The sequence below is a fragment of the Streptomyces sp. NBC_01016 genome, assembly GCF_026341035.1.
GTDB lineage: Bacteria > Actinomycetota > Actinomycetes > Streptomycetales > Streptomycetaceae > Streptomyces.
Window position 1 is genome coordinate 956,757 of the sequence record NZ_JAPEOQ010000001.1, and the last position, 21,136, is coordinate 977,892.

Sequence of the window (21,136 nt, forward strand, 5' to 3'; positions counted from 1 at the left end):
GAGGGACGGACGACCGATGGAGATCACCCGTAGACGTCTGCTGAGTGTCCTGGCCGCGAGCGGGGTGCTTGCCGCCGTGCCCACCCAGTGGGCGGGCGCGGCTCAACTCGCGGACGGGGCCGCGCGGTTGCTCGCCAACGCGACCGAGATGTTCGCGGGCACCACCGAGTCCAATGCGCGCAAGGAGACGGCCGACAAGCTCGCCGCGATCGAGAAGACCGCACGGACGAACCTCGCGGCGATGGACGCGGCGTCCGGCGACGGCGAGCTGTTCAAGGGCGTGCCGCTCGGCAGCAGCGACCCGAACCTCAACACCACGTACCAGCGGGTGTACGAGATCGCGCTCGCGACCCGCACCCCGGGCATCTCCCCTGATCTGTACGGGAGTTCAGCCGTGCGCGGCCGGGTCGTCGACGCGCTGACGTGGCTGCACGAGAAGTACTACGGCGACCAGTCCAAGGGCTATTACGGCAACTGGTTCACCTGGGAGATAGGCGTCTCGCAGCACGTCAGCCGGACGCTGGTGCTGCTGGGCGACGCGGCGTCCGCCGAGCTGGCCACCACGTACATCGCCTCCATGGACGCGTATCTGCGCAGCGGCAAGAACGGCGACGTCGACCTCGACTCGCGCTTCCACACCGGCGCCAACCTCGCCGACATCACCACCAACCGCATCCTCCAGGGCGCCCTCACCGGCGACGAGGCCCGCATCCGCAAGGCCCTCACCGACCAGCTGACGGTCTTCGCGACGATCGACCCGTACGACCTTCAGCACGGCGTCACGGACGGGCACTACGCCGACGGCTCCTTCATCCAGCACTCCTCCGTCGCGTACACGGGCTCGTACGGAAAGGGCCTGCTCACGCGCGTCATCCAGACGCTGAAACTGCTCGACGGGACCGGGTTCGCGTACGGCGACGAGCTGATCCCCACGGTGCAGAAGTGGGTGCGCGACGGGTTCGCGCCGCTGATCTTCGAGGGCTGGATGATGGAGGCGGTGAAGGGGCGGGCGGTGTCGCGGACGGCCAGCGGGTACACCGACTCCGCCGTCATCGTCGAGGCAGTCGTCGACCTCGCGTCCCTGTCGAGCGGAGACGCTGCGACCGCGCTCGCGTCGTACGTGAAGCACATCCGCGGCACGTCGAAGGCGTCGCTCGACCCGGCGACGTTCGTCTCGCCGCTCAGCATCGTCCGGTACGCCGACATCCTCGCGGACTCCTCCGTCCCGGCCGCCGACCTCAACCCGCCCGCCCGCTCCGTCGCCTTCAACGCCATGGACCGCACGGTCCACCGCCGCCCCGGCTACGCCTTCACGCTCTCCCGCAGCTCGCGCCGGATCAGCAAGTACGAGTACATGAGCGGCGAGAACCTGCTGCCCTGGTTCCAGGGCGACGGCGCCCACTATCTGTACCTGGCGGGCCAGGACCAGACCCAGTCTTTCGGCGTCGACTACTTCACCACCGTCTCGCCGTACGGACTCGCGGGCGTGACGGCACCCGTCGAACACCGGGGATCCGTACCGGAGTTGTACGGAGGGAAGCTCTTCTACGACAACCCTTCCCACCCCCTGAACTTCACCGCGTCGTCCGAGTCGCAGAACAAGTACGTGTACTTCCCGACGGCCACGCAGGCGTACTCGGGCGGCGCCGTGCTCGACGACACGTACGGAGCTGTCGGGTGGGTGGCGTCGGACGACGTGCCGTGGCGGGACAAGCGGGCGGGACTGCTGCCCGAGGACTTCGTGGCGTACCGGAGCGCGCGGGCCACCAAGTCGTGGTTCCTGCTCGACGACGAGATCGTGGTGCTCGCGGCCGGGGTCGGGGACGCTCCCGGCGGCGGGCGAGCGGTGACGACGACCGTCGACGCGCGCGTGGCGCCGGCGGGCGACGCGGTGACCGTGGCCGAGGGCGACGGCTGGGTGCGCTGGGCGGACGGGACGCAGGGCGCGGCGGTGGGATACGTACGCCTTGCAGGGCCGAAGGCGAAGGCGCGGCTCGACACGGTGACGCGCAACCGCCGCGTCGTACGGACCACGAACCCGGACACGGCGGTGACCCGGCAGGTGTTCTCGCTGACGGTCGAGCAGGCGGCCGGGGCGAAACCGGTCTCCTTCGCGTACGCGCTGCTGCCGAACGCGTCCGAGTCCGCGGTGCGGGCGTACGAGGGTGCGCGCGTGCTCGCGAACACGTCACGGATGCAGGCCGTGGCCCACGACGGGCTCGGGCTCACAGGGGCGAACACCTTCACGTCCGGCGCCCACCACACGGCGGGACTCGACGTCGAGGGTCCGGCGTCCGTCCTCGTGCGGCGCCGAGGCGGCGAGGTCACGGTGGCGGTGTCCGACCCGACGACCGAACGCGACACGGTGACGCTGGTGCTGCGCGGTCACCGCCTGCGCAAGGCCGACGGCGACGACGCGGTGCGCGTCACCGCCGTGCCGGGCGGAACCCGGCTCGACGTCGACACGCACCACGCGTACGGACGGAGCTTCGCGGTGACGCTGAAGCGATAAGGCGGTGTGAGGCGGTGAGGCCTACTCGTCCGCCTCCAGGTCGCCCTCCGTCTCCAGGTACACCTGGCGGAGGGCCTCCAGCGTCTGCGGGTCCGGCTTCTCCCACATGCCGCGCGACTCGGCTTCGAGCAGCCGCTCCGCGATGCCGTGCAGGGCCCACGGGTTGTTCTCGCTGAGGAACTGGCGGTTCGTCTCGTCGAGGACGTACGTCTCGGTCAACTTGTCGTACATCCAGTCGGCGATGACGCCGGTCGTGGCGTCGTAGCCGAACAAGTAGTCCACCGTCGCGGCGAGTTCGAAGGCACCCTTGTAACCGTGGCGGCGCATCGCCTCGATCCACTTCGGGTTCACGACGCGGGCCCGGAAGACGCGGGACGTCTCCTCGACGAGCGTGCGGGTCTTGACCGTCTCGGGACGGGTGGAGTCGCCGATGTACGCCTCGGGGGCGGACCCGCGCAGCGCGCGCACGGTGGCGACCATGCCGCCGTGGTACTGGAAGTAGTCGTCCGAGTCGGCGATGTCGTGCTCGCGGGTGTCGGTGTTCTTCGCCGCGACCGCGATCCGCTTGTAGGCCGTCTCCATCTCCGTACGGGCGGAGCGTCCCTCCAGGCCGCGGCCGTACGCGTATCCGCCCCACACCGTGTAGACCTCGGCGAGGTCGGCGTCCGTGCGCCAGTCCTTGGAGTCGATGAGCTGGAGCAGACCGGCGCCGTACGTCCCCGGGCGGGAGCCGAAGATCCGGGTCGTCGCGCGCCGCTCGTCGCCGTGCTCGGCCAGGTCGGCCTGGGTGTGGGCCCGCACGTAGTTGATCTCGGCCGGTTCGTCGAGCGACGCGGCGAGGCGCACCGCGTCGTCCAGGAGGCCGATGGTGTGCGGGAACGCGTCACGGAAGAAGCCGGAGATCCGGAGGGTGACGTCGATGCGGGGGCGGTTCAGCTCCTCGTACGGGATCGGCTCCAGGCCGGTGACGCGGCGCGAGGCGTCGTCCCAGACCGGGCGGATACCGAGGAGGGCGAGGGCCTCCGCGATGTCGTCGCCGGCGGTGCGCATGGCGCTCGTGCCCCAGAGGGACAGGCCCACGGAGGTGGGGTACTCGCCGTTGTCGTCCTTGTACCGGGTGAGCAGGCTCTCGGCGAGGGCCTGTCCCGTCTCCCAGGCGAGGCGGCTCGGGACGGCCTTCGGGTCGACGGAGTAGAAGTTCCGCCCGGTCGGCAGCACGTTGACGAGCCCGCGGAGCGGTGAGCCGGACGGCCCGGCGGGCACGAAGCGGCCTTCCAGGGCGCGGATGGCGTTGTCCAGCTCGTCGGTGGTTGCGCTCAGCCGAGGCACGACCTCGCGAGCCGCGAAGTCGAGGATGGCGGCAACACCATCCAGCCCCTGCGGCGTTTGAGCAGCGGGGTCCGGGGCAGAGCCCCGATCTTCCAGCCCCGCTTGTGGACGAGAGCCCGCGGGGTCCGGGGCAGAGCCCCGAGACGTGAGCCCGGACGCGGCGAGGGCTTGCGGCACCGCCTCCGGGTCCCAATCCGCCGCCTCCATCGCCTCGACCAAGGTCCGCGCCAGCGCCTCCGCCTCGTCGGCAGACGTAAGGGTCGCCGCGGATTCATCCAGACCCAGCGCCTCCCGCAACCCCGGCAGGGCCTGGTTGCCGCCCCAGATCTGCCGCGCACGCAGAATCGCCAGAACCAGGTTGACCCGGCCCGCCCCGGAGGGCGCCGCGCCGAGAACGTGCAGACCGTCGCGGATCTGGACGTCCTTGATCTCGCAGAGCCAGCCGTCGAGATGCATGATGAAGTCGTCGAAGCCCTCGTCCTCGGGCCGGTTCTCGATCCCCAGGTCGTGGTCGAGCTTCGCGGCCTGGATGAGCGTCCAGATCTGGGCCCGGATCGCCGGCAGCTTCGCCGGGTCCATGGACGCGATCTGGGCGTGCTCGTCGAGGAGTTGCTCAAGCCGGGCGATGTCGCCGTAGGAGTCCGCACGGGCCATCGGCGGCACCAGGTGGTCGATGAGCGTGGCGTGCACGCGGCGCTTGGCCTGCGTGCCCTCGCCCGGGTCGTTCACGAGGAACGGGTAGATCAGCGGCAGGTCGCCGAGCGCCGCGTCCGGCCCGCACGCCGCCGAAAGCCCCGCGTTCTTGCCCGGCAGCCACTCCAGGTTGCCGTGCTTGCCGAGGTGGATCATCGCGTCCGCGCCGAAACCGCCGTCGCCGGACGACGCCGCGATCCAGCGGTACGCCGCCAAGTAGTGGTGGGACGGCGGGAGATCGGGGTCGTGGTAGATCGCGATCGGGTTCTCGCCGAAGCCGCGCGGCGGCTGGATGAGGATGAGCAGATTGCCGCGACGCAGGGCCGCGAGGACGATGTCGCCCTCCGGATTGCGCGACCGGTCCACGAACATCTCGCCGGGCGGCGGCCCCCAGTGCCGCTCGACGCTCTCCCGCAGCTCCTGCGGCAGCGTCGCGTACCAGCGCTTGTAGTCGGCGGCCGGGATGCGGACCGGGTTCTTCGCGAGCTGCTCCTCGGTGAGCCACTCCTGGTCGTGGCCGCCCGCGTCGATGAGCGCGCGGATCAGCTCGTCGCCGTCGCCGGAGGCGAGACCGGGGATCTCGGCCCGGTCCCCGAAGTCGTAGCCCTCGTCGAGGAGCCGGCGCAGCAGCGACACGGCCGACGCCGGGGTGTCGAGGCCCACCGCGTTGCCGATGCGCGAGTGCTTCGTCGGGTACGCGGACAGGACGAGCGCGAGCTTCTTGTCCGCCGCCGGGATGTGCCGAAGTCGCGCGTGGCGTACGGCGATCCCGGCGACGCGGGCCGCGCGCTCGGGGTCGGCGACGTACGCCGGGAGCCCGTCCTCGTCGATCTCCTTGAAGGAGAACGGGACGGTGATGAGGCGGCCGTCGAACTCCGGCACCGCGATCTGGCTCGCGGCGTCCAGCGGCGAGACACCCTCGTCGTTCTCCTCCCAGTCGGCCCGGGAGGACGTCAGGCACAGGGCCTGGAGGATCGGGACGTCGAGCTGCGTGAGCGCGCCCGCGTCCCACGACTCGTCGTCACCACCGGCGCTCGCCTGCGCCGGGCGGGTGCCGCCCGCGGCGAGGACCGTCGTGACGATCGCGTCGACGGGGCGCAGGGCGTCGATCAGCTCCGGCTCGGGGGCGCGCAGCGACGCCACGTACAGCGGGAGGGGGCGGGCGCCCGCGCGCTCGATCTCGTCGCAGAGGCCGTGCACGAACGCCGTGTTGCCGCTCATGTGGTGGGCGCGGTAGTAGAGCACGGCGACCGTGGGGGCGTCGTCGTGCTGCGTGTCTTCGTGCTGCGTGGAGGGCTCGCGGTCCAGCGGGCCCCAGGCCGGCGCGGCGACCGGCGGCTCGAAGCCGTGGCCGGTCAGCAGCACCGTGTCCGAGAGGAAGCGGGCCAGGTGGTCCAGGTTCTCCGGGCCGCCGTGCGCCAGGTACTTGTGGGCCTCGGCCGCGATGCCGACCGGCACCGTGGACGTCGCCATCAGCTGGGCGTCGGGGGCCTGTTCACCGGTGAGGACGACCAGCGGGATCCCGGCGGCGGTCAGCCGGTCGATGCCGTCCTGCCAGGCGCGGACGCCGCCGAGGAGGCGTACGACCACCAGGTCCACGCCGTCGAGGAGACCCGGCAGGTCCGTCTCCACGTCGATGCGGGAGGGGTTGTCGAAGCGGTACGTGACCGGGGCGTCGGCGGCGTTGGCCGCACGGGCGCTGAGCAGGTCGGTGTCCGACGTCGACAGGAGCAGGAGCTGCTGGGGCATGCGTCGTCTGGCCTTCCTCGGGGTGTCCGCGCCCCGGGTGGTCGTGTGTAAGGGAGTTCCTGGCTCGCTCTCCGTGTGGAGAGTTCACAGTGGCGGGACCGCGCCGGAATCACACCGGGCTTCCTCCCCTGTCGCCGTCGCCGGCGATGGCCGACCGGGTCCGGGCAGCCACCGAGCATCGTACGGTGCCGGGCGACGACCTGGTACGGGGTGGTGGAAAGAGCCCATAGGTATGCTCCCCGGCATGTCCCCCTCCCCCATATCCGTCCCGCCCCCTGAGCCGGGTGCAGCCTCGACGGGCTCCGGTGACGCCTGCCCGGGTGCTTTGCGTCTGCATATGGCCGACGACGGGTTTCTCGCGCGGGTGCGGATCCCTGGCGGGGTGCTGGGCGTGGACCAGGCGCGGGCGCTCGCCGGGGCGGCGGGGCGGCTCGGGGACGGGATGCTGCATCTCACCTCGCGGGGGAATGTGCAGTTGCGGGGTTTGCAGGACGGGTGCGGGGCGGAGTTGGCGGGGGTGCTCGGGGCGGCCGGGCTGCTGCCGTCCGCCGCGCACGAGCGGGTCCGCAACGTGGTGGCTTCGCCGATGTCCGGGCTCGACGGGTGCGGGTTCGTGGACGTGCGGGAGTGGTTGACCGGGCTCGACGCGGGGCTGTGTGCGAGTTCCGTCACGCCGGAGTTGTCCGGGCGGTTTCTGTTCGGGTTGGACGACGGTCGGGGGGACGTGGCGGCGCTGCGGCCCGACGTGTTGGTGCGGGGCTTGCCGTCCGGCGAGGCGGAGGTGTTCCTCGGGGAGGTGGGGGTGCGGGTTCCGTACGCTCGCGCGGCGGAGGTCGCGGTCGCCGCGGCGGAGGTGTTCGCGGCGGCTGCGCGGGAGGTTGGGGGGCGGGTGTGGCGTGTCGCTGAACTTGGGCTTCCCGCCGAGGAGTTGACCCGTCGCCTGTCCGCCCACCCGGCGTTGACGCCACGGGGCTCCGCCCCGGACCCCGCTGCTCAATCGCCGCAGGGGCTTAATTCGGCCGAACCGGCGTTGACGCCTCGGGGCTCCGCCCCGGACCCCGCTGCTCAATCGCCGCAGGGGCTTAATTCGGCCGCCACCGCCTTGGGCAATCTGCCGCCTTGGGCGGCAGGGTGGGCAAGGCGGCCCCCGGTGCCGCGCAACAAGGACGTTGGGCCCGGCCCCGGTGCCCGGCCGGTGGTCACCGTGCCGCTCGGGGCCATCGGGCCTCGCCAATGGGACGCGCTCACCGAGTTGGCCGGGCAGCTTCCGCCGCAGGAGCTTCGGCTGACGCCCTGGCGCAGCGTCGTCGTGCCCGGGGCCACACCCGAGCAGATCGAGCGGCTCGCCGAGACCGGGCTCGTGGCCGACCCCACCTCCCCCTGGACCCGCGTAGCGGCATGTATCGGGCGGCCCGGGTGCGCCAAGTCCCACGCCGACGTACGGCACGACGCCACCGTCCACCTCGACGAAGCCCACCCGACCCTCCCCACCTACTGGTCCGGCTGCGAACGCCGCTGCGGGCACCCCGCCGAGCCGTACGTCGACATCGTGGCGCAGCCCGACGGCAGCCACACCACCACCGTTCCCTCCGTCCCCCACCACACCGAGAGCTGAGACCAACCGTGTTCGACTACGAGAAGGACGGCGCGGCGATCTACCGCGAGTCCTTTGCCACGATCCGCGCGGAAGCCGCGGGCGGACTCGCGGCGCTGCCCGCCGACGTCGCCCAGGTGGCCGTCCGCATGATCCACGCCTGCGGCCAGGTGGATCTCGTACAGGACATCGGCCACTCGACCGGCGTCGTGGCGAACGCGCGGGCCGCCCTGCGCGCCGGAGCGCCCATCCTCTGCGACGCCCACATGGTCGCCAGCGGCGTCACCCGCAAGCGGCTCCCCGCCGACAACGAGGTCGTCTGCACTCTCCGTGACCCCCAAGTGCCGGACCTGGCAGCCGAGTTGGGGACCACCCGCAGCGCCGCCGCACTCGAACTCTGGCGCGACCGCCTCGACGGCGCCGTCGTCGCCATCGGCAACGCGCCCACCGCGCTCTTCCACCTCATGGAGATGATCGCGAAGGGCGCGCCGAAGCCCGCCGCCGTGCTCGGCATACCCGTCGGCTTCGTCGGCGCCGCCGAGTCGAAGGACGCGCTCGCCGCGAACGAACTGGGCCTCGAACACCTCGTCGTACGGGGACGCAGGGGCGGCAGCGCCATCACCGCCGCCGCACTGAACGCGATCGCGACCGAGGCGGAGATCATGGAGGACCGGGCATGAGCAACGCGCCTTCCCAGCAGGGCAAGCTGTACGGCGTCGGGCTCGGGCCCGGCGACCCGGAGTTGATGACGGTGGCCGCGGTGAAGGCGATCGCCTCCGCCGACGTCATCGCGTACCACTGCGCACGCCACGGACGTTCCATCGCGCGCTCGATCGCCGCGGAGCACATCCGCGAGGAGCAGATCGAGGAGCGGCTGATGTACCCGCTCACGGTCGAGACCACGGACCACCCCGGCGGCTACCGGGGCGCGCTCGACGACTTCTACGCCGAGGCCGCCGCGACGCTCGCGGCCCACCTCGACGCCGGGCGCACGGTCGCCGTGCTCGCCGAGGGCGACCCGATGTTCTACGGCTCGTACCAGCACATGCACAAGCGGCTCGCCGACCGTTACGAGACGACCGTCATCCCGGGTGTCACGTCCATCAGCGCGGCGGCCGCACGGCTCGGGCAGCCGCTGTGCGAGGACAAGGAGACGCTGACCGTCATCCCCGGCACGCTCCCGGAGGACGAGCTGTCCGCGCGGATCGCCGCGGCGGACTCCGCGGTCGTCATGAAGCTGGGGCGTACGTTCACCAAGGTGCGTGCGGCGCTTGAGAGTTCGGGGCGACTCGACGACGCGCGCTACGTCGAGCGCGCCTTCATGGACGGCGAGCGCACGGGTGCGCTCGCCGACATCGACCCGGCATCCGTGCCGTACTTCTCCGTCGCCGTGCTGCCCTCGCGGGTCGACGCGGAACCGGTGGCGGACCCGGACCCGGCTCGCGGCGAGGTCGTGGTCGTCGGCACGGGTCCCGCGGGCGCGCCCTGGCTGACCCCTGAGTCGCGCGGCGCCCTCGCGAACGCGGACGACCTGGTCGGCTACACCACGTACATCGCGCGCGTCCCCGAACGGCCGGGGCAGGTGCGGCACGGCTCGGACAACAAGGTCGAGTCCGAGCGCGCCGAGTTCGCCCTCGACCTGGCCCGTCGCGGGCATCGCGTCGCGGTCGTCTCCGGGGGCGACCCCGGCGTCTTCGCGATGGCGACGGCGGTGCTCGAAGTCGCTTCGGAGGACCGCTACTCGGGGATACCGGTGCGGGTGCTGCCCGGCGTGACGGCGGCCAACGCGGCGGCGGCGAAGGCGGGCGCGCCCCTCGGCCACGACTACGCGACGATTTCGTTGTCGGACCGGCTCAAGCCGTGGGAGGTCATCGCGGAACGCCTCCGTACGGCGGCGGCCGCGGATCTCGTCCTGGCCCTCTACAACCCCGGTTCGCGCAGCCGGACCTGGCAGGTGGGCAAGGCGCGTGAGCTGCTCCTCGAGCTGCGGCTGCCGGACACCCCGGTGGTGCTCGCGCGCGATGTCGGCGGCCCCGAGGAGAGCGTCCGCGTCATCCGCCTCGCGGACCTGGACCCGGAGGTCGTCGACATGCGTACGTTGCTGATCGTCGGCTCGTCCCAGACCCAGGCGGTGGCCCGTGCGGACGGCCGTACGGTGACGTGGACCCCACGCCGCTACCCCGACTTTTAAGCCCCGCTTGTGGACGAGAGGCCGCGGGGGCCGGGGCAGAGCCCCGAGGCGTTGAGCCACTCGGCCGCTTCCTCGACGGTCGTGGCCACCGGGACCCCGTCGGGTACCGGGGGACGGCGGACCACGACCACCGGCACCCCGGCCTCGCGGGCGGCGGTCAGTTTCGGGGACGTCGCCGCACCGCCGCTGTCCTTCGTCACCAGGACGTCGATGGCGTGGTCCGCGAGGACCGCGCGTTCGGCGTCCAGCGTGAACGGGCCACGGTCCAGCAACACCTCCATCCGCGGCGGAAACGGCGGCTCGGGCGCGTCCACGGACCGTACGAGGAAGTGCGCGTCGTCGACATGGGCGAACGCGGCGAGACCCATCCGCCCCGTGGTGAGAAAGACCCGCCCCGCCCCACGCACCGCCTCCGCCGCCTCCTCCAGCGACGCGACCTCCCGCCAGTCGTCCCCCACACCCGGCACCCACCCGGGCCGCCGCAGCGCGAGCAGGGGAACATGGGCGGTGGCGGCGGCCCGCGCCGCATTGAAACTGATCGTCTCGGCGAAGGGATGGGTCGCATCGATGACCGCGCTCACCGCGTGCTCGCACACCCACTCCGCCATCCCCTCGGCACCGCCGAACCCACCGATCCGCACCTCACCGACCGGCAGCCGGGGCGCCGCGACGCGCCCCGCGAGCGAGCTGGTCACACGGACGTGCGGGTGCAGGGCCTCGGCCAGGCGCCGGGCCTCGGTCGTCCCGCCGAGAATCAGCACGTGCGGCATCGGGGAACTCCATGAGTGGTGAGACAGAAGCGAAGGGTGGACGCGGCGCCCAACTCAAGCACACCGGTCTGCGCCCCGGCTGGACGACCGGCGCCTGCGCGACGGCGGCGACCACGGCCGCGTACACGGCGCTCCTGACCGGCGACTTCCCCGACCCGGTGACGATCACCCTCCCGAAGGGCCAGACGCCGTCGTTCGCCCTCGCGGTCGAGTCGTACGAGGACGGGGAGTCGGCCACGGCCGGGGTGGTGAAGGACGCCGGCGACGACCCGGACGTCACGCACGGCGCGCTCGTACGGTCCACGGTGCGACGCCTCCCGCCCGGCTCGGGAGTGGTCTTCAAGGCGGGCCCCGGCGTCGGCACGGTCACCCGCCCCGGACTCCCGCTGCCCGTCGGCGAACCGGCCGTCAACCCCGTGCCCCGCGAGATGATCCGCACGCACATCGACCGGGTGGCTGCGGCGCAGGGAGCCCCCGGCGACGTAGAGGTCACGATCTCCATCGACCACGGCGAGGAGATCGCCCGCTCGACCTGGAACCCGCGCCTCGGAATCCTCGGCGGTCTGTCGGTCCTCGGCACGACAGGGATCGTCGTCCCCTACTCGTGCTCGGCGTGGATCGACTCGATCCGCCGCGGCGTGGACGTGGCGCGGGCGGCGGGCCGCACACACGTGGCGGGCTGCACCGGCTCGACGTCCGAGAAGACGGTCGTCCGTGAACACGACCTGCCCGAGGACGCGTTGCTCGACATGGGCGACTTCGCGGGCGCGGTCCTGAAGTACATCCGCCGCCACCCGGTCGACCGCCTCACCATCTGCGGCGGCTTCGCGAAACTCTCCAAACTGGCGGCGGGCCACTTGGACCTCCACTCGGGCCGCTCCCAGGTCGACAAGACCTTCCTCGCGGAACTGGCCCGCAGGGGCGGCGCGTCGGAGGCACTGGCCCAGGAGGTCACCGAAGCCAACACCGGCCTCGCCGCCCTCCAACTCTGCACAGCGGCAGGCGTCCCCCTGGGCGACCTGGTGGCGAACACGGCCCGCGACGAGGCCCTCTCGGTCCTCCGCGGCGCACCTGTCGCGGTCGACGTCATCTGCATCGACCGGGCGGGAACGGTCGTCGGCCGGAGCGGGGCACAGGGACCGCGCTGACACGTCACGGCCGTTGTCAGTGGCGGGTGCCATCCTGGCGTTCATGGGGAACTCGGGGTGGGGGCCGCTGCTCAAGCGGTGGAGTGAGGAATGGCTGGAGGCGCGGCGCGCCGAGGACTCGGACGTGTTCGAGGACCTGGACGAGGACGTCGTGCGGGACCGCTGGCTGGGCTTCGAACCGGCTGGGGCGGAGGCCGTCTCGGCGTTGGAGGAGCGGATCCGGGGGCTCGGGATAGAAATGCCGCTGCCGCCGTCGTTGCGCGGGTTCCTCGAGACGACGGACGGGTGGCGGCACGCCGGCGGCTGGGTCTATCTGCTGGCGGGGGCGGCGGACATCGGGCCGTACGGGGATCCGTACGGGCAGCAGGCGCTGTACGAGGAGTATCTGGACGAGGACGCACCCGACGACGAGGTACTCCTGGCCGGCATGTGGGGGCGGGCGCTACAGCTGTCGCTCGACTCGGACATGACGGATGTGCTGCTCGACCCGGGCAACGTGGGCGACGACGGGGAGTGGGCGGTGTACGTCTACCACGGGTGGGGTGGTGAACGGCCGGGCCGGTACGCGTCGTTCCGCGCGTTCATGGAGGACATGTACCAGGAGTTCTACCGACTGGGCGGCGACCACTCCGGCTTCGAGAACAGAGTGACGCGGGACCTCGACGCCCGGGTGGAGGAGGCCCGACTCGCCTGCCTGAGAGGCGAGTTGGACGACGCGCTCGACGTCTTCCGCGAGGCGGGGGAGCTCGGCAGACCCCGGGCCGGCCTGCTGGCCGCACAGCTGCGGACACTGCTCGGCGACGGCGGCGGCTGGGTGCCGGTCGACCCGCGCATGGACGATCCGCTGTACGCGGGCGAGGTGCTGCCCTTGAAGGCGCTCCACCACGTGCGTGAGGGCGGGCAGCGCGACGACCTCGTGCTCGGCCCTGTGACCGAGGACTACGCGACGGACCGGGAGCGGGCCGCGGCCGTGCTGGCGCGGATCAGGGAGCGTACGTACGAGTACGCGTCGCCGGGGCCCTTCGGGCGCGCGGTCGTCGAGGCCAGGGAGCTGGCGCGCTGGGGCGACACGGACGGCGCCTGGCGGGTGCTCGCGGCGGCGATCCCGCGCTGGGAGCCGTACCGGGACGACCACGTGGCACCGTTCGGCCTGCTCGGCGACCCGCTGCTGGGCCCGGTCGTCACGCCGGAACGCGGCCGGGAACTGCTCACCACGCCCCGCGCCGGTCAGGCGGCAGCCGCGCCCGCCGACCGGAATGAGCCGAAGCCGGTGGTGGTGCGCGACGGGCTCGGATGGCTGACCCAGTGGCACCCGAGGGCCGAACTGCGCCGGGACGCCTACCGGTTCGTTCTTGTGGAGGACATCCGCCCCGAGGAACTGGTGGAGCGGTTCGGTGCGGGACCGCTGGAGCCCGTGGCGGCCGAGTCCGACCTGCGGAACCTTCCCTTCGCGCAGCCGCGACGGCAGGGCCCCCGCACCCCTCTGGCCAGGATCGGCGCCCGGGACGGCTGGAGCTTCGCCTTCGATTCGGGCGGCCCCTGGCCGGACGCAGATCCGGGGCGCCTGCCGGCCTTCGACCCGGACCGTCTGACGCACCCGGGCACCACCCTGTCCCGCGGCACGCGCGCCCTCACGGTCTGGTGGGAGCCCGGCCTGTTCCACTTCGCGTGCGCCGAGGACGGTGAGCAGCGGTACGCCTTCACGGTCCACGAGAACGAGCGCCAGGAAACGGGCGCGATCCCCGCCGCGCTCTCCCCCGCCCTGCTGTTCCCCGACCCCTCAGGACCCGCCGCCGACCTCTCGGACGAGAACCGCGCGCTGGACGCGATAGCGGCGACGTTCGACGTCTCGCTCCCGCAGTTCGCCCTGAACACCGGCAGGCTGCCCGTCCTCCCGACCCGGCCGTGGCTCAGGAGCAGACCACCGGAAGCCGCGCAGGCGGGCGCGAGGCTCACGTTCACGCGCAGGAGGGCCCGGTGAGCCGGTTCAACGGCCATCGGCCACCATGTGTACACATGGCACACTAGGTACATTTGAGCGTATGACGCAGCCGCTGCCCATAGAGTCCATCCGCGATGTCCGCGCGCACCTGGCCGAAGTGGTGGAGCGGGCCGACCGGGACGACGTGCCCACGGTGATCACGCGCCGCGGCAAAGAGGTCGCCGCGGTTGTGTCCATCGAGGTGCTGCGGAAGTACCAGGAATGGGAAGAGCGCGAGATCAACCGCATCATCGACGAGCGCATGGCGAAGCCCTCGGCCGGCGTCCCGATCGAGGACGTCATGCGGGAGACGTTGGCGCGCGGTGAGTGAGTACCGCACCGTCTTCCACCCCGAGGCACAGGCCGAACTGCGCAAGATCCCGCGCGCCATGGCACTCCGCATCCTGGCCAAACTGACCGAGCTGGAGAGCGATCCGCTCGGCTTCAACACCACCGCGCTGGTTTCCCAGCCCGACAGGCGCCGCCTCCGAGTGGGCGACTACCGCGTGATCTACACGATCGACAACGGCGAGCTGGTGGCGTGGGTCGTGCATATCGGGCGCCGGTCCACCGTTCACGAGACCTGAGTTACGAGATCTGAGTTCCCCGACTCAGCACACGTGACGGTCGCGTTCCGTCGAGTACAGGTGGCTGTCGCGGAACTGGGAGGCGCCGAGCGTGCGGCCCACCAGGATGACCGCCGTGCGCAGCACACCCGCACCCTTCACCTGGTCCGCGATGTCGGCGAGCGTGCCGCGCAGGACCAGTTCGTCGGCGCGGCTGGCGTAGGCGACCACCGCCGCCGGGCAGTCCTCGCCATAGTGGGGGACGAGCTCCGCGACGATCCGGTCCACGTAGCGGGCGCCCAGGTGCAGGACCAGAAGTGCGCCGCTCGCGCCCAGCGTCGCCAGGTCCTCGCCGGGAGGCATCGGCGTGGCCTGCTGGGCGATGCGGGTGAGGATGACCGTCTGGCCGACCGTCGGCACCGTCAGTTCGCGCTTCAGGGCCGCTGCCGCCGCCGCGAACGCCGGGACGCCGGGCACCACTTCGTACGGGATGCCGAGTGCGTCCAGGCGGCGCATCTGTTCCGCCACCGCGGAGAACACCGACGGGTCGCCGGAGTGGAGGCGGGCGACGTCGTGGCCCGCCTCGTGTGCGGCCACGTATTCGCGTTCTATGGCGTCCAGGTCGAGGTTCGCCGTGTCGATGAGGCGTGCGTCCTGTGGGCACTCGGAGAGGAGCTCCTCCGGGACCAGTGAACCCGCGTACAGGCACACCTGGCACGCCGCCAGCGTGCGCGCGCCGCGCAGGGTGATCAGGTCCGCGGCTCCGGGGCCCGCCCCGATGAAGTAGACGGTCATCGATCCTCAACCCCTGTTTTCGTTACTGACCATTGCGTGACCGGCATCGCCTGCCGCCACCCCGTGAAACCGCCGACCGGCACCGCGTGCGCGACGGAGAGCTTCACCAACTCGCCTCCGTGGCGGCGGTACCAGTCCGCCAGGAGGGCCTCGGATTCGAGGGTGACCGTGTTCGCCACCAGGCGGCCCCCGGGCGCGAGCGCCGCCCAGCAGGCGTCGAGCAGGCCCGGTGCCGTGAGGCCGCCGCCGACGAACACCGCGTCGGGAGAAGGGAGTTCGGCCAGCGCGGCGGGGGCCGGGCCCGTCACCACGTGCAGCGTCGGGACGCCGAGGCGGGACGCGTTGCCCGCGATGCGCTCCGCCCGTACCGGGTCCTTCTCCACCGTGTACGCCGCGCAGGAGGGGTGCGTGCGCATCCACTCGATCGCGATCGAGCCCGAGCCGCCGCCGATGTCCCACAGCAGCTCACCCGGCGCGGGGGCGAGCGCGGCCAGCGTCGCGGCGCGCACGTGGCGCTTGGTGAGCTGGCCGTCGCTGTCGTACGCGGCGTCGGGCAGGCCCGGTACCGCGCCGAGACGCAGGGCGTCGGGGCCGCGGCGGCAGTCGACGGCGATGACGTTGAGCGGGTCGCCGGGGGCGTACGGCCACACCTCGGCCACGCCCTCGTACGCCGACTCCTGCTCGGTGCCGAGCTGTTCCAGGACGGTGAGGCGGCTGGGGCCGAAGCCGCGCGCGGTGAGCAGCGCCGCCACCTCGGCGGGGGTGTCCGCGCCCGCCGAGAGGACCAGGACGCGGCGGCCGTCGTGCAGTGCGGCGGTGAGGCGGTCCGCCGGACGGCCGACCAGCGTCACGACCTCGGTGTCCTCGACGGGCCAGCCGAGCCGGGCGCACGCGTAGGAGAGGGAGGACGGGTGCGGGAGGACGTGGACGGCGTCGGGGCCCGCGATCTCGGTGAGGGTCCGGCCGATCCCGTAGAACATCGGGTCGCCGCTGGCCAGGACCGCGAGGCGGCGGCCCGCGTACCGGTCGAGGAGAGCAGGGACGGCGGGGCGCAGGGGCGAGGGCCACGGGACGCGTTCGGCGGCGCACTCGGCGGGCAGCAGGGCGAGTTGGCGCGGTCCGCCGAGGACGGCGTCGGCGGCGAGGAGCGCGGTGCGCGCGGTGTCCGGGAGGCCGGGCCAGCCGTCGGCCCCGATCCCGACGACGGTCGCCACGGGTCCTGCGGGGTGCGCGGGAGACGCGGGTGTCGCGGGAGTCACTGCCAGGTACCTCGTAGGTCGTACGTCATGCTCAGGAAGGTCACGTCAAGGCCGTCGACGTCGGGAGCCGCACTCTATCGGGCGACATCGGCGCCCCGGCCGAGCGCCCCTGGAGGCCCGATGTCCCGCACCCCGACGACCGGCCGCGTCGCCCCGGTCATGCCCGGCCGCGACCTGGAGGCGACCGTCGCCTTCTACGCCGACCTCGGCTTCACCGCCGACGCCCACTATCCGGACGACGGCTATCTGATCCTCGTCCGCGACACCGTCGAACTGCACTTCTTCCACGCCCCCGACACCGACCCGCTGAGCACCGCGCACGCCGCGTACCTGCGGCTCGACGGTGGCGCGCACATCGCGGACGCGCTGTACGAGGAGTGGCGGGGCGTCGGCCTGAGCCAGGCTCCCGACGCGACGCCGCGGCTCGTCGAGCCGGACGACACGGTGTACGGGATGCGGGAGTTCGCGCTCGTCGACCCGGACGGAAACCTGCTGCGGATCGGCTCCGAACTGGAGGAGCGGGAGGGCTGACGCCGACGCGCCGCCCGGCCGTCCGGTCCTCGTACCGGCCCCCTCCACGGTGTTACCTCAAGACCTCAGGGACCGGCGGCAGAGGGGAACGAGGCGGCATGGCGAGGAACGGGACGGCACGGGCCTGGGTCGTGTGCGCCATGGTGCTCGGGGCCACGGCCCTCCCCGGTACGACGCCGGAGGCGACCGCGGCGGACGACCCCACGCAGGCCGCCGTCGTCTGGCCGGTGACCGCGACCCCGCACATGACGGCGGCCGCCCTCGGCTCGGGGGCGGACGCGAAGCCGGTCTTCGACGACGACTCGCTCGCCGGCCTGTTCGCGCCCGGCGGCCGGCTGCGCGAGGTCGTCGAGGCGGGCAAGGGCCGCGACGTCAGCTGGGTGCTCGACCCGGATGTGGTGATCGCCGCGCAGGAGATGTCCACCGGCTACCGCGTCGCGAAGAACTCCGACTCCGCCAGCCCTCAGGACACCACCGAGGGCACGGGACAGAGCGCGGCCCGCTCCTGGCTCAGCGCGCTGCGGGACGCCGTCGAGGGCCGCGAGGTCTGGCTCCTCCCGTACGCCGACACGGACCTCGCCTCGCTGGCCCATCACCCCGGCACCGACACCGACGACCTCACGGAGGTCGTGTCCGGGCTCGCGGCCGACACGAAGAAGCGGGTCGACCGGATCCTCGGCATCGGCACCCGCGCGGGGCTCGGCTGGCCCGCCGACGGGGCGCTCGACTCCGACGTGACCGCGCTCGGCGCCAAGCTGGGCGTGACGCGGGTGCTCGCCTCGGGCCAGGGGCTCACGCCCGCGGGCGCAGACCCGGTGACCGTGGGCAGCGGCGACGACGCGATGACGGCGCTGCCCTACGAGGCCGACCTCACGACCGCGCTCGGCCGCGTCAAGGACCGGGCGCCCGACCCCACACCCTCCGCGACATCCCCGTCACCGTCACCGTCACCGTCGCCGTCGTCCGGCGACTCCACGTCGTCCCCGAGCGCGAACGCCTCCGCGAGCCCCGACACCGCCGACAAGGACACCGTCGACCACATCACCGCTCTCGTGAAGGCGAACGCCCGCCCGGTCCTCGTACCGCCCCGCAATATGTCGGGAACGGCGGCGGACGCGCTCGGCGCCGCCATCGACTCCGGCACCGACGACGGCTGGCTCGACCTCCAGGACCTCCGCGCGGCCGACGACGACCCGGTGAAGGGGACGGCCGCGTCCCCGTCCGCGTACCCGGCGCGGCTGCGCGCCGACGAGCTGGACAAGGACCAACTGACCGATGCGGCAGGCAACTTGGACCGGCTCGCGACCCTCAGCAAGGTGCTCGCCGACCCGAAGGACACCACGGCGTCCGTGCACGCGGCGATGGCCCGCGCCCTGGCCACCGCCTGGCGGATCGAGGAGGACTCGGCGCAGCGGACGTTCCAGGACCGTACGACGGACTTCCTGTCGGCGTCGGTGAAGTCGCTGCGGCTGGTGCCGAAGACGACCGTCACGGTCACGTCGGGCGACGCCTCGATCCCGGTCACGGTCGACAACGCGCTCCAGCAGGAGGTCTCCGGGCTCGAACTGCGCGTCACGTCGAGCGACTCCGAGCGCCTCAAGGTCAACGACGGCGTGATCTCCGTGTCGGCCGAGGGCTCGGCGAGCCACACCTCCCAGATCGACGTCACCGCGAAGGCCAACGGCAAGGCGCATCTGACGGCCCAGCTCTACACGACGAGCGACGGCAAGCCGTGGGGCGACGAGATGACCTTCGAGGTCGACGTGACGTCGGTGTCGTCCGGGGCGATCGCCGTGGTGGCGGCGGGCGTCGGGCTCATCGTCCTGGCCGCGGTGTTCCGGATGCGCCGGGTGCGCAGGCGGAACAGCCGCAACGACGAGCCCGAGACCCACGACGACTGATCACAACGACTGATCACGACGACTGATTACGAGTCCTTGTCCGCCTTCTTCACCGCCGCCTCCGCGTCCACGATGCCGAGGCCCAGCTTGTCGTTGTGCTTCGGGTTGGTGGCCGTCTCCCGGATCGTGGAGATGATCTCGTCGGGGTCGAGCCCCTGGTGGTGCAGGAGCGCCGCGAGCGCGGAGACGTAGGGCGCCGCCATCGACGTGCCGGAGAGCTTCCCGTAGCCGGACGTGTCCTTCAGGGTCTCCTTCGTCGTGTACGTCGGCAGCGTGGAGAGGATGTCCTCGCCGGGGGCCGAAACAGCCTGCTCCGCACCGAAGTTGGAGAAGTCGGCCGCCGTGCCCTTCTCGGTGCTCGCGCCGACCACCAGGACCGGCGTGTCCACCTTGTACGGCTGGGTGTCCGCGCCGTCGTTGCCTGCCGCGGCGACGACCACCGCGCCCTTGTCGTGGGCGTGCTGGATGGCCTGGTTGAGGATGCCGCCCTGGAGCAGCTTCGTCATGAGGACGCCCTCGCCGAGCGAGAGGTTGATGACGTCGGCGCCGTGGTCGGCGGCCCAGACGATGCCCCTGGTGATGTTGCCGTTGGACCCGGAGCCGTTCGCGCCGAGCACCCGCACCGGCATGATCTTGGCGCCGGGCGCGCCGCCCGCGACGCCGACGCCGTTGTCGGTGTGGGCGGCGGCGATGCCGGAGACGTGGGTGCCGTGGCCGTTGAGGTCCTTGGGGTCGTCGTCGCCGTCGACGAAGTCGTGGCCGTCGACGAGCCGGCCCTTGAGGTCTGGGTGGTCGGTGGCGACGCCGGAGTCGACGACGGCGATGGTCGTGTCGTCGCCCTTCGACGTGTCCCAGGCGGCCGGCAGCTTCATCGCGTCGAGGGCCCACTGGTCCTTCCGCATGGGGTCCGGCTTGCTGTCGTCCCCGCAAGCGGTCAGGAGCAGGAGGCTGGCGACGGTGGCGGCGACGAGCGGTGTACGGATGCGCATGTTCCGAGCCTGCGGGCCCCCGCCGCCTCACGCATGTGGTGGCCAGCCGTGTGGGCTACCGCCGGCGTCAACGCGCCCAACCCGACATTCAGCGCGCCGAGCCCGGCCTCAACGCGCCCAGCCCGGCGTCCAGAAGTCGCCCGAGCCGTCCTCCTGCCGCTCGTACCGGTCCGTCAGATACGCACGGAGCGCCGCGAGACCGGGGTGCCGGTTGTCGTCCCGCCACAGCAGCGACAGCGGGTAGAGCGGCGTCGGACGGCGTACGGGGATGAACCGGAGCTCGATGTCGGCGGGGCGGGTGAGGGGCGTGCGGGTGCCCATGATGGTGGCCACGTCGTCCGCCGCCGCGACCGTCCGCAGCAGGTGGCCGCCGCCGAAGGTGGTGCCGCCGACGTCGATGGTGAGACCGAAGGCGCGCTCCAACTCCTCGTAATACGCGGCCCATTCGCTGCCCTTGACCATGCCGGGCATCCAGATCCGGTGCCCGGCCAGCTCGGCGGGCGTGACCTCGGGGCGGTCCGCCAGGGGGTGCGCCGCGCCGGTGACGATGATGGCCGGCTCGTCGATGACGCGGGCGCTGCGCACCTCGCGCGGCAGCCGGTCCTCGGGCACGGCGCGCGTCCAGAACGCGGCGTCGATGCGCCCCTCCCGTACGGACGCGAGCGCGGCCCGCCCACCGTGGCCGAGGGCGACGACGTCGAGCGGGAGGTGCGGGTGGGCCTGGTGGAAGTCCTGCACGACCCCGTTGGTGATCACGTTGGAGCCGAGCACGTCCACGCGCAGCGGGCGCCCGCCGCCGCGCACGGAGTCGGCGGCCCGCTCGGCGACCGCGAGCAGCTCCCGCGCGTGCGGCAGGAAGGTCTCGCCGTCGAGGGTGAGCCGGGCGCCGCGCGGGGCGCGCGTGAAGAGGCGCACGCCGAGCTCCCGCTCCAGGGCGGCGACGCGCTTGGAGGCGGCCTGCTGGGTGATGCCGAGCTCGGCGGCGGCGATCTGGATCTGCCCCTCGTCGGCGACGGCGACGAAGGTGCGTACGGTTTCCGGGTCCACGCTCTCCATACAACCATTGGTTGTACGGATATGGGTGCCGGTTGTTTGCCGCGGCGCGCCGTTCGGAGCTTGTATCTCCCG

The 21,136-nt window shown here is 72.4% G+C and carries 16 protein-coding genes and 1 riboswitch; of the genes, 10 read left to right on the forward strand and 6 right to left on the reverse strand.

Features of this window, described 5'->3' with window-relative positions:
- Positions 1–16 precede the first annotated feature (16 nt).
- On the forward strand, positions 17–2,512 hold the full coding sequence (locus OG746_RS04510) for a polysaccharide lyase family 8 super-sandwich domain-containing protein (protein WP_266711753.1): 2,496 nt from the start codon (positions 17–19) through the stop codon (positions 2,510–2,512).
- A 21-nt stretch (positions 2,513–2,533) separates the two neighbouring features.
- Here the strand turns inward: OG746_RS04510 and cobN are convergent, their stop codons facing one another.
- A complete protein-coding gene (cobN, locus tag OG746_RS04515) occupies positions 2,534–6,283 on the reverse strand; it encodes a cobaltochelatase subunit CobN (RefSeq protein WP_266711755.1) in 3,750 nt (1,249 codons plus the stop codon).
- 53 nt (positions 6,284–6,336) lie between these two features.
- Positions 6,337–6,430: riboswitch (cobalamin riboswitch) on the reverse strand.
- A 190-nt stretch (positions 6,431–6,620) separates the two neighbouring features.
- Between cobN and OG746_RS04520 the strand changes: the two genes are divergently transcribed.
- The 3 genes from OG746_RS04520 to cobJ are packed head-to-tail and all read left to right on the forward strand — an operon-like array spanning position 6,621 to position 10,068.
- Complete coding sequence (locus OG746_RS04520; protein ID WP_266711757.1) at positions 6,621–7,898, forward strand: ferredoxin-like domain-containing protein; 1,278 nt, start codon at positions 6,621–6,623, stop codon at positions 7,896–7,898.
- Positions 7,899–7,906: 8 nt separating this feature from the next.
- Positions 7,907–8,557 (forward strand): precorrin-8X methylmutase, encoded by a 651-nt coding sequence (locus tag OG746_RS04525; RefSeq protein WP_266711759.1) that lies wholly within the window; start codon positions 7,907–7,909, stop codon positions 8,555–8,557.
- Positions 8,554–10,068 (forward strand): precorrin-3B C(17)-methyltransferase, encoded by a 1,515-nt coding sequence (cobJ, locus tag OG746_RS04530; protein ID WP_266711761.1) that lies wholly within the window; start codon positions 8,554–8,556, stop codon positions 10,066–10,068. The genes OG746_RS04525 and cobJ overlap by 4 nt, the downstream gene beginning before the upstream one ends.
- On the opposite strand, the gene OG746_RS04535 is transcribed toward cobJ, so the two are convergent.
- A complete protein-coding gene (locus OG746_RS04535; RefSeq protein WP_266711763.1) occupies positions 10,065–10,838 on the reverse strand; it encodes a cobalt-precorrin-6A reductase in 774 nt (257 codons plus the stop codon). The genes cobJ and OG746_RS04535 overlap by 4 nt on opposite strands.
- Before the next feature lie 11 nt (positions 10,839–10,849).
- Between OG746_RS04535 and OG746_RS04540 the strand changes: the two genes are divergently transcribed.
- The 4 genes from OG746_RS04540 (at position 10,850) to OG746_RS04555 (ending at position 14,554) form a co-directional block, all read left to right on the forward strand.
- Positions 10,850–11,986, forward strand: a complete 1,137-nt coding sequence (locus OG746_RS04540; protein ID WP_266711765.1) for a cobalt-precorrin-5B (C(1))-methyltransferase — start codon at positions 10,850–10,852, stop codon at positions 11,984–11,986.
- A 43-nt stretch (positions 11,987–12,029) separates the two neighbouring features.
- Positions 12,030–13,967 (forward strand): SMI1/KNR4 family protein, encoded by a 1,938-nt coding sequence (locus OG746_RS04545; protein ID WP_266711767.1) that lies wholly within the window; start codon positions 12,030–12,032, stop codon positions 13,965–13,967.
- Positions 13,968–14,028: 61 nt separating this feature from the next.
- On the forward strand, positions 14,029–14,298 hold the full coding sequence (locus OG746_RS04550; RefSeq protein WP_266711769.1) for a type II toxin-antitoxin system Phd/YefM family antitoxin: 270 nt from the start codon (positions 14,029–14,031) through the stop codon (positions 14,296–14,298).
- Positions 14,291–14,554, forward strand: a complete 264-nt coding sequence (locus OG746_RS04555; RefSeq protein WP_266711771.1) for a type II toxin-antitoxin system RelE family toxin — start codon at positions 14,291–14,293, stop codon at positions 14,552–14,554. The genes OG746_RS04550 and OG746_RS04555 overlap by 8 nt, the downstream gene beginning before the upstream one ends.
- Positions 14,555–14,578: 24 nt before the next feature.
- Here the strand turns inward: OG746_RS04555 and cobM are convergent, their stop codons facing one another.
- A complete protein-coding gene (gene cobM / locus OG746_RS04560; RefSeq protein ID WP_266711773.1) occupies positions 14,579–15,328 on the reverse strand; it encodes a precorrin-4 C(11)-methyltransferase in 750 nt (249 codons plus the stop codon).
- A complete protein-coding gene (gene cbiE / locus OG746_RS04565) occupies positions 15,325–16,587 on the reverse strand; it encodes a precorrin-6y C5,15-methyltransferase (decarboxylating) subunit CbiE (RefSeq protein ID WP_524540372.1) in 1,263 nt (420 codons plus the stop codon). Before cbiE ends, cobM begins: the two co-directional genes overlap by 4 nt.
- Before the next feature lie 120 nt (positions 16,588–16,707).
- On the opposite strand from cbiE, the gene OG746_RS04570 reads away from it, so the two are divergent.
- Both OG746_RS04570 and OG746_RS04575 read left to right on the forward strand, forming a co-directional pair.
- The gene (locus OG746_RS04570; protein WP_266711775.1) at positions 16,708–17,118 is read left to right on the forward strand and encodes a bleomycin resistance protein; all 411 of its coding nucleotides are present in this window, start codon (positions 16,708–16,710) and stop codon (positions 17,116–17,118) included.
- A gap of 98 nt (positions 17,119–17,216) precedes the next feature.
- Complete coding sequence (locus tag OG746_RS04575; protein WP_266711777.1) at positions 17,217–19,019, forward strand: DUF6049 family protein; 1,803 nt, start codon at positions 17,217–17,219, stop codon at positions 19,017–19,019.
- A gap of 26 nt (positions 19,020–19,045) precedes the next feature.
- Here the strand turns inward: OG746_RS04575 and OG746_RS04580 are convergent, their stop codons facing one another.
- Positions 19,046–20,008, reverse strand: coding sequence for a S8 family peptidase (locus tag OG746_RS04580; RefSeq protein ID WP_266711779.1), 963 nt, complete (start codon positions 20,006–20,008; stop codon positions 19,046–19,048).
- Positions 20,009–20,116: 108 nt separating this feature from the next.
- The gene (locus OG746_RS04585; RefSeq protein ID WP_266718713.1) at positions 20,117–21,055 is read right to left on the reverse strand and encodes a LysR family transcriptional regulator; all 939 of its coding nucleotides are present in this window, start codon (positions 21,053–21,055) and stop codon (positions 20,117–20,119) included.
- Between the last annotated feature and the right edge of the window lie 81 nt (positions 21,056–21,136).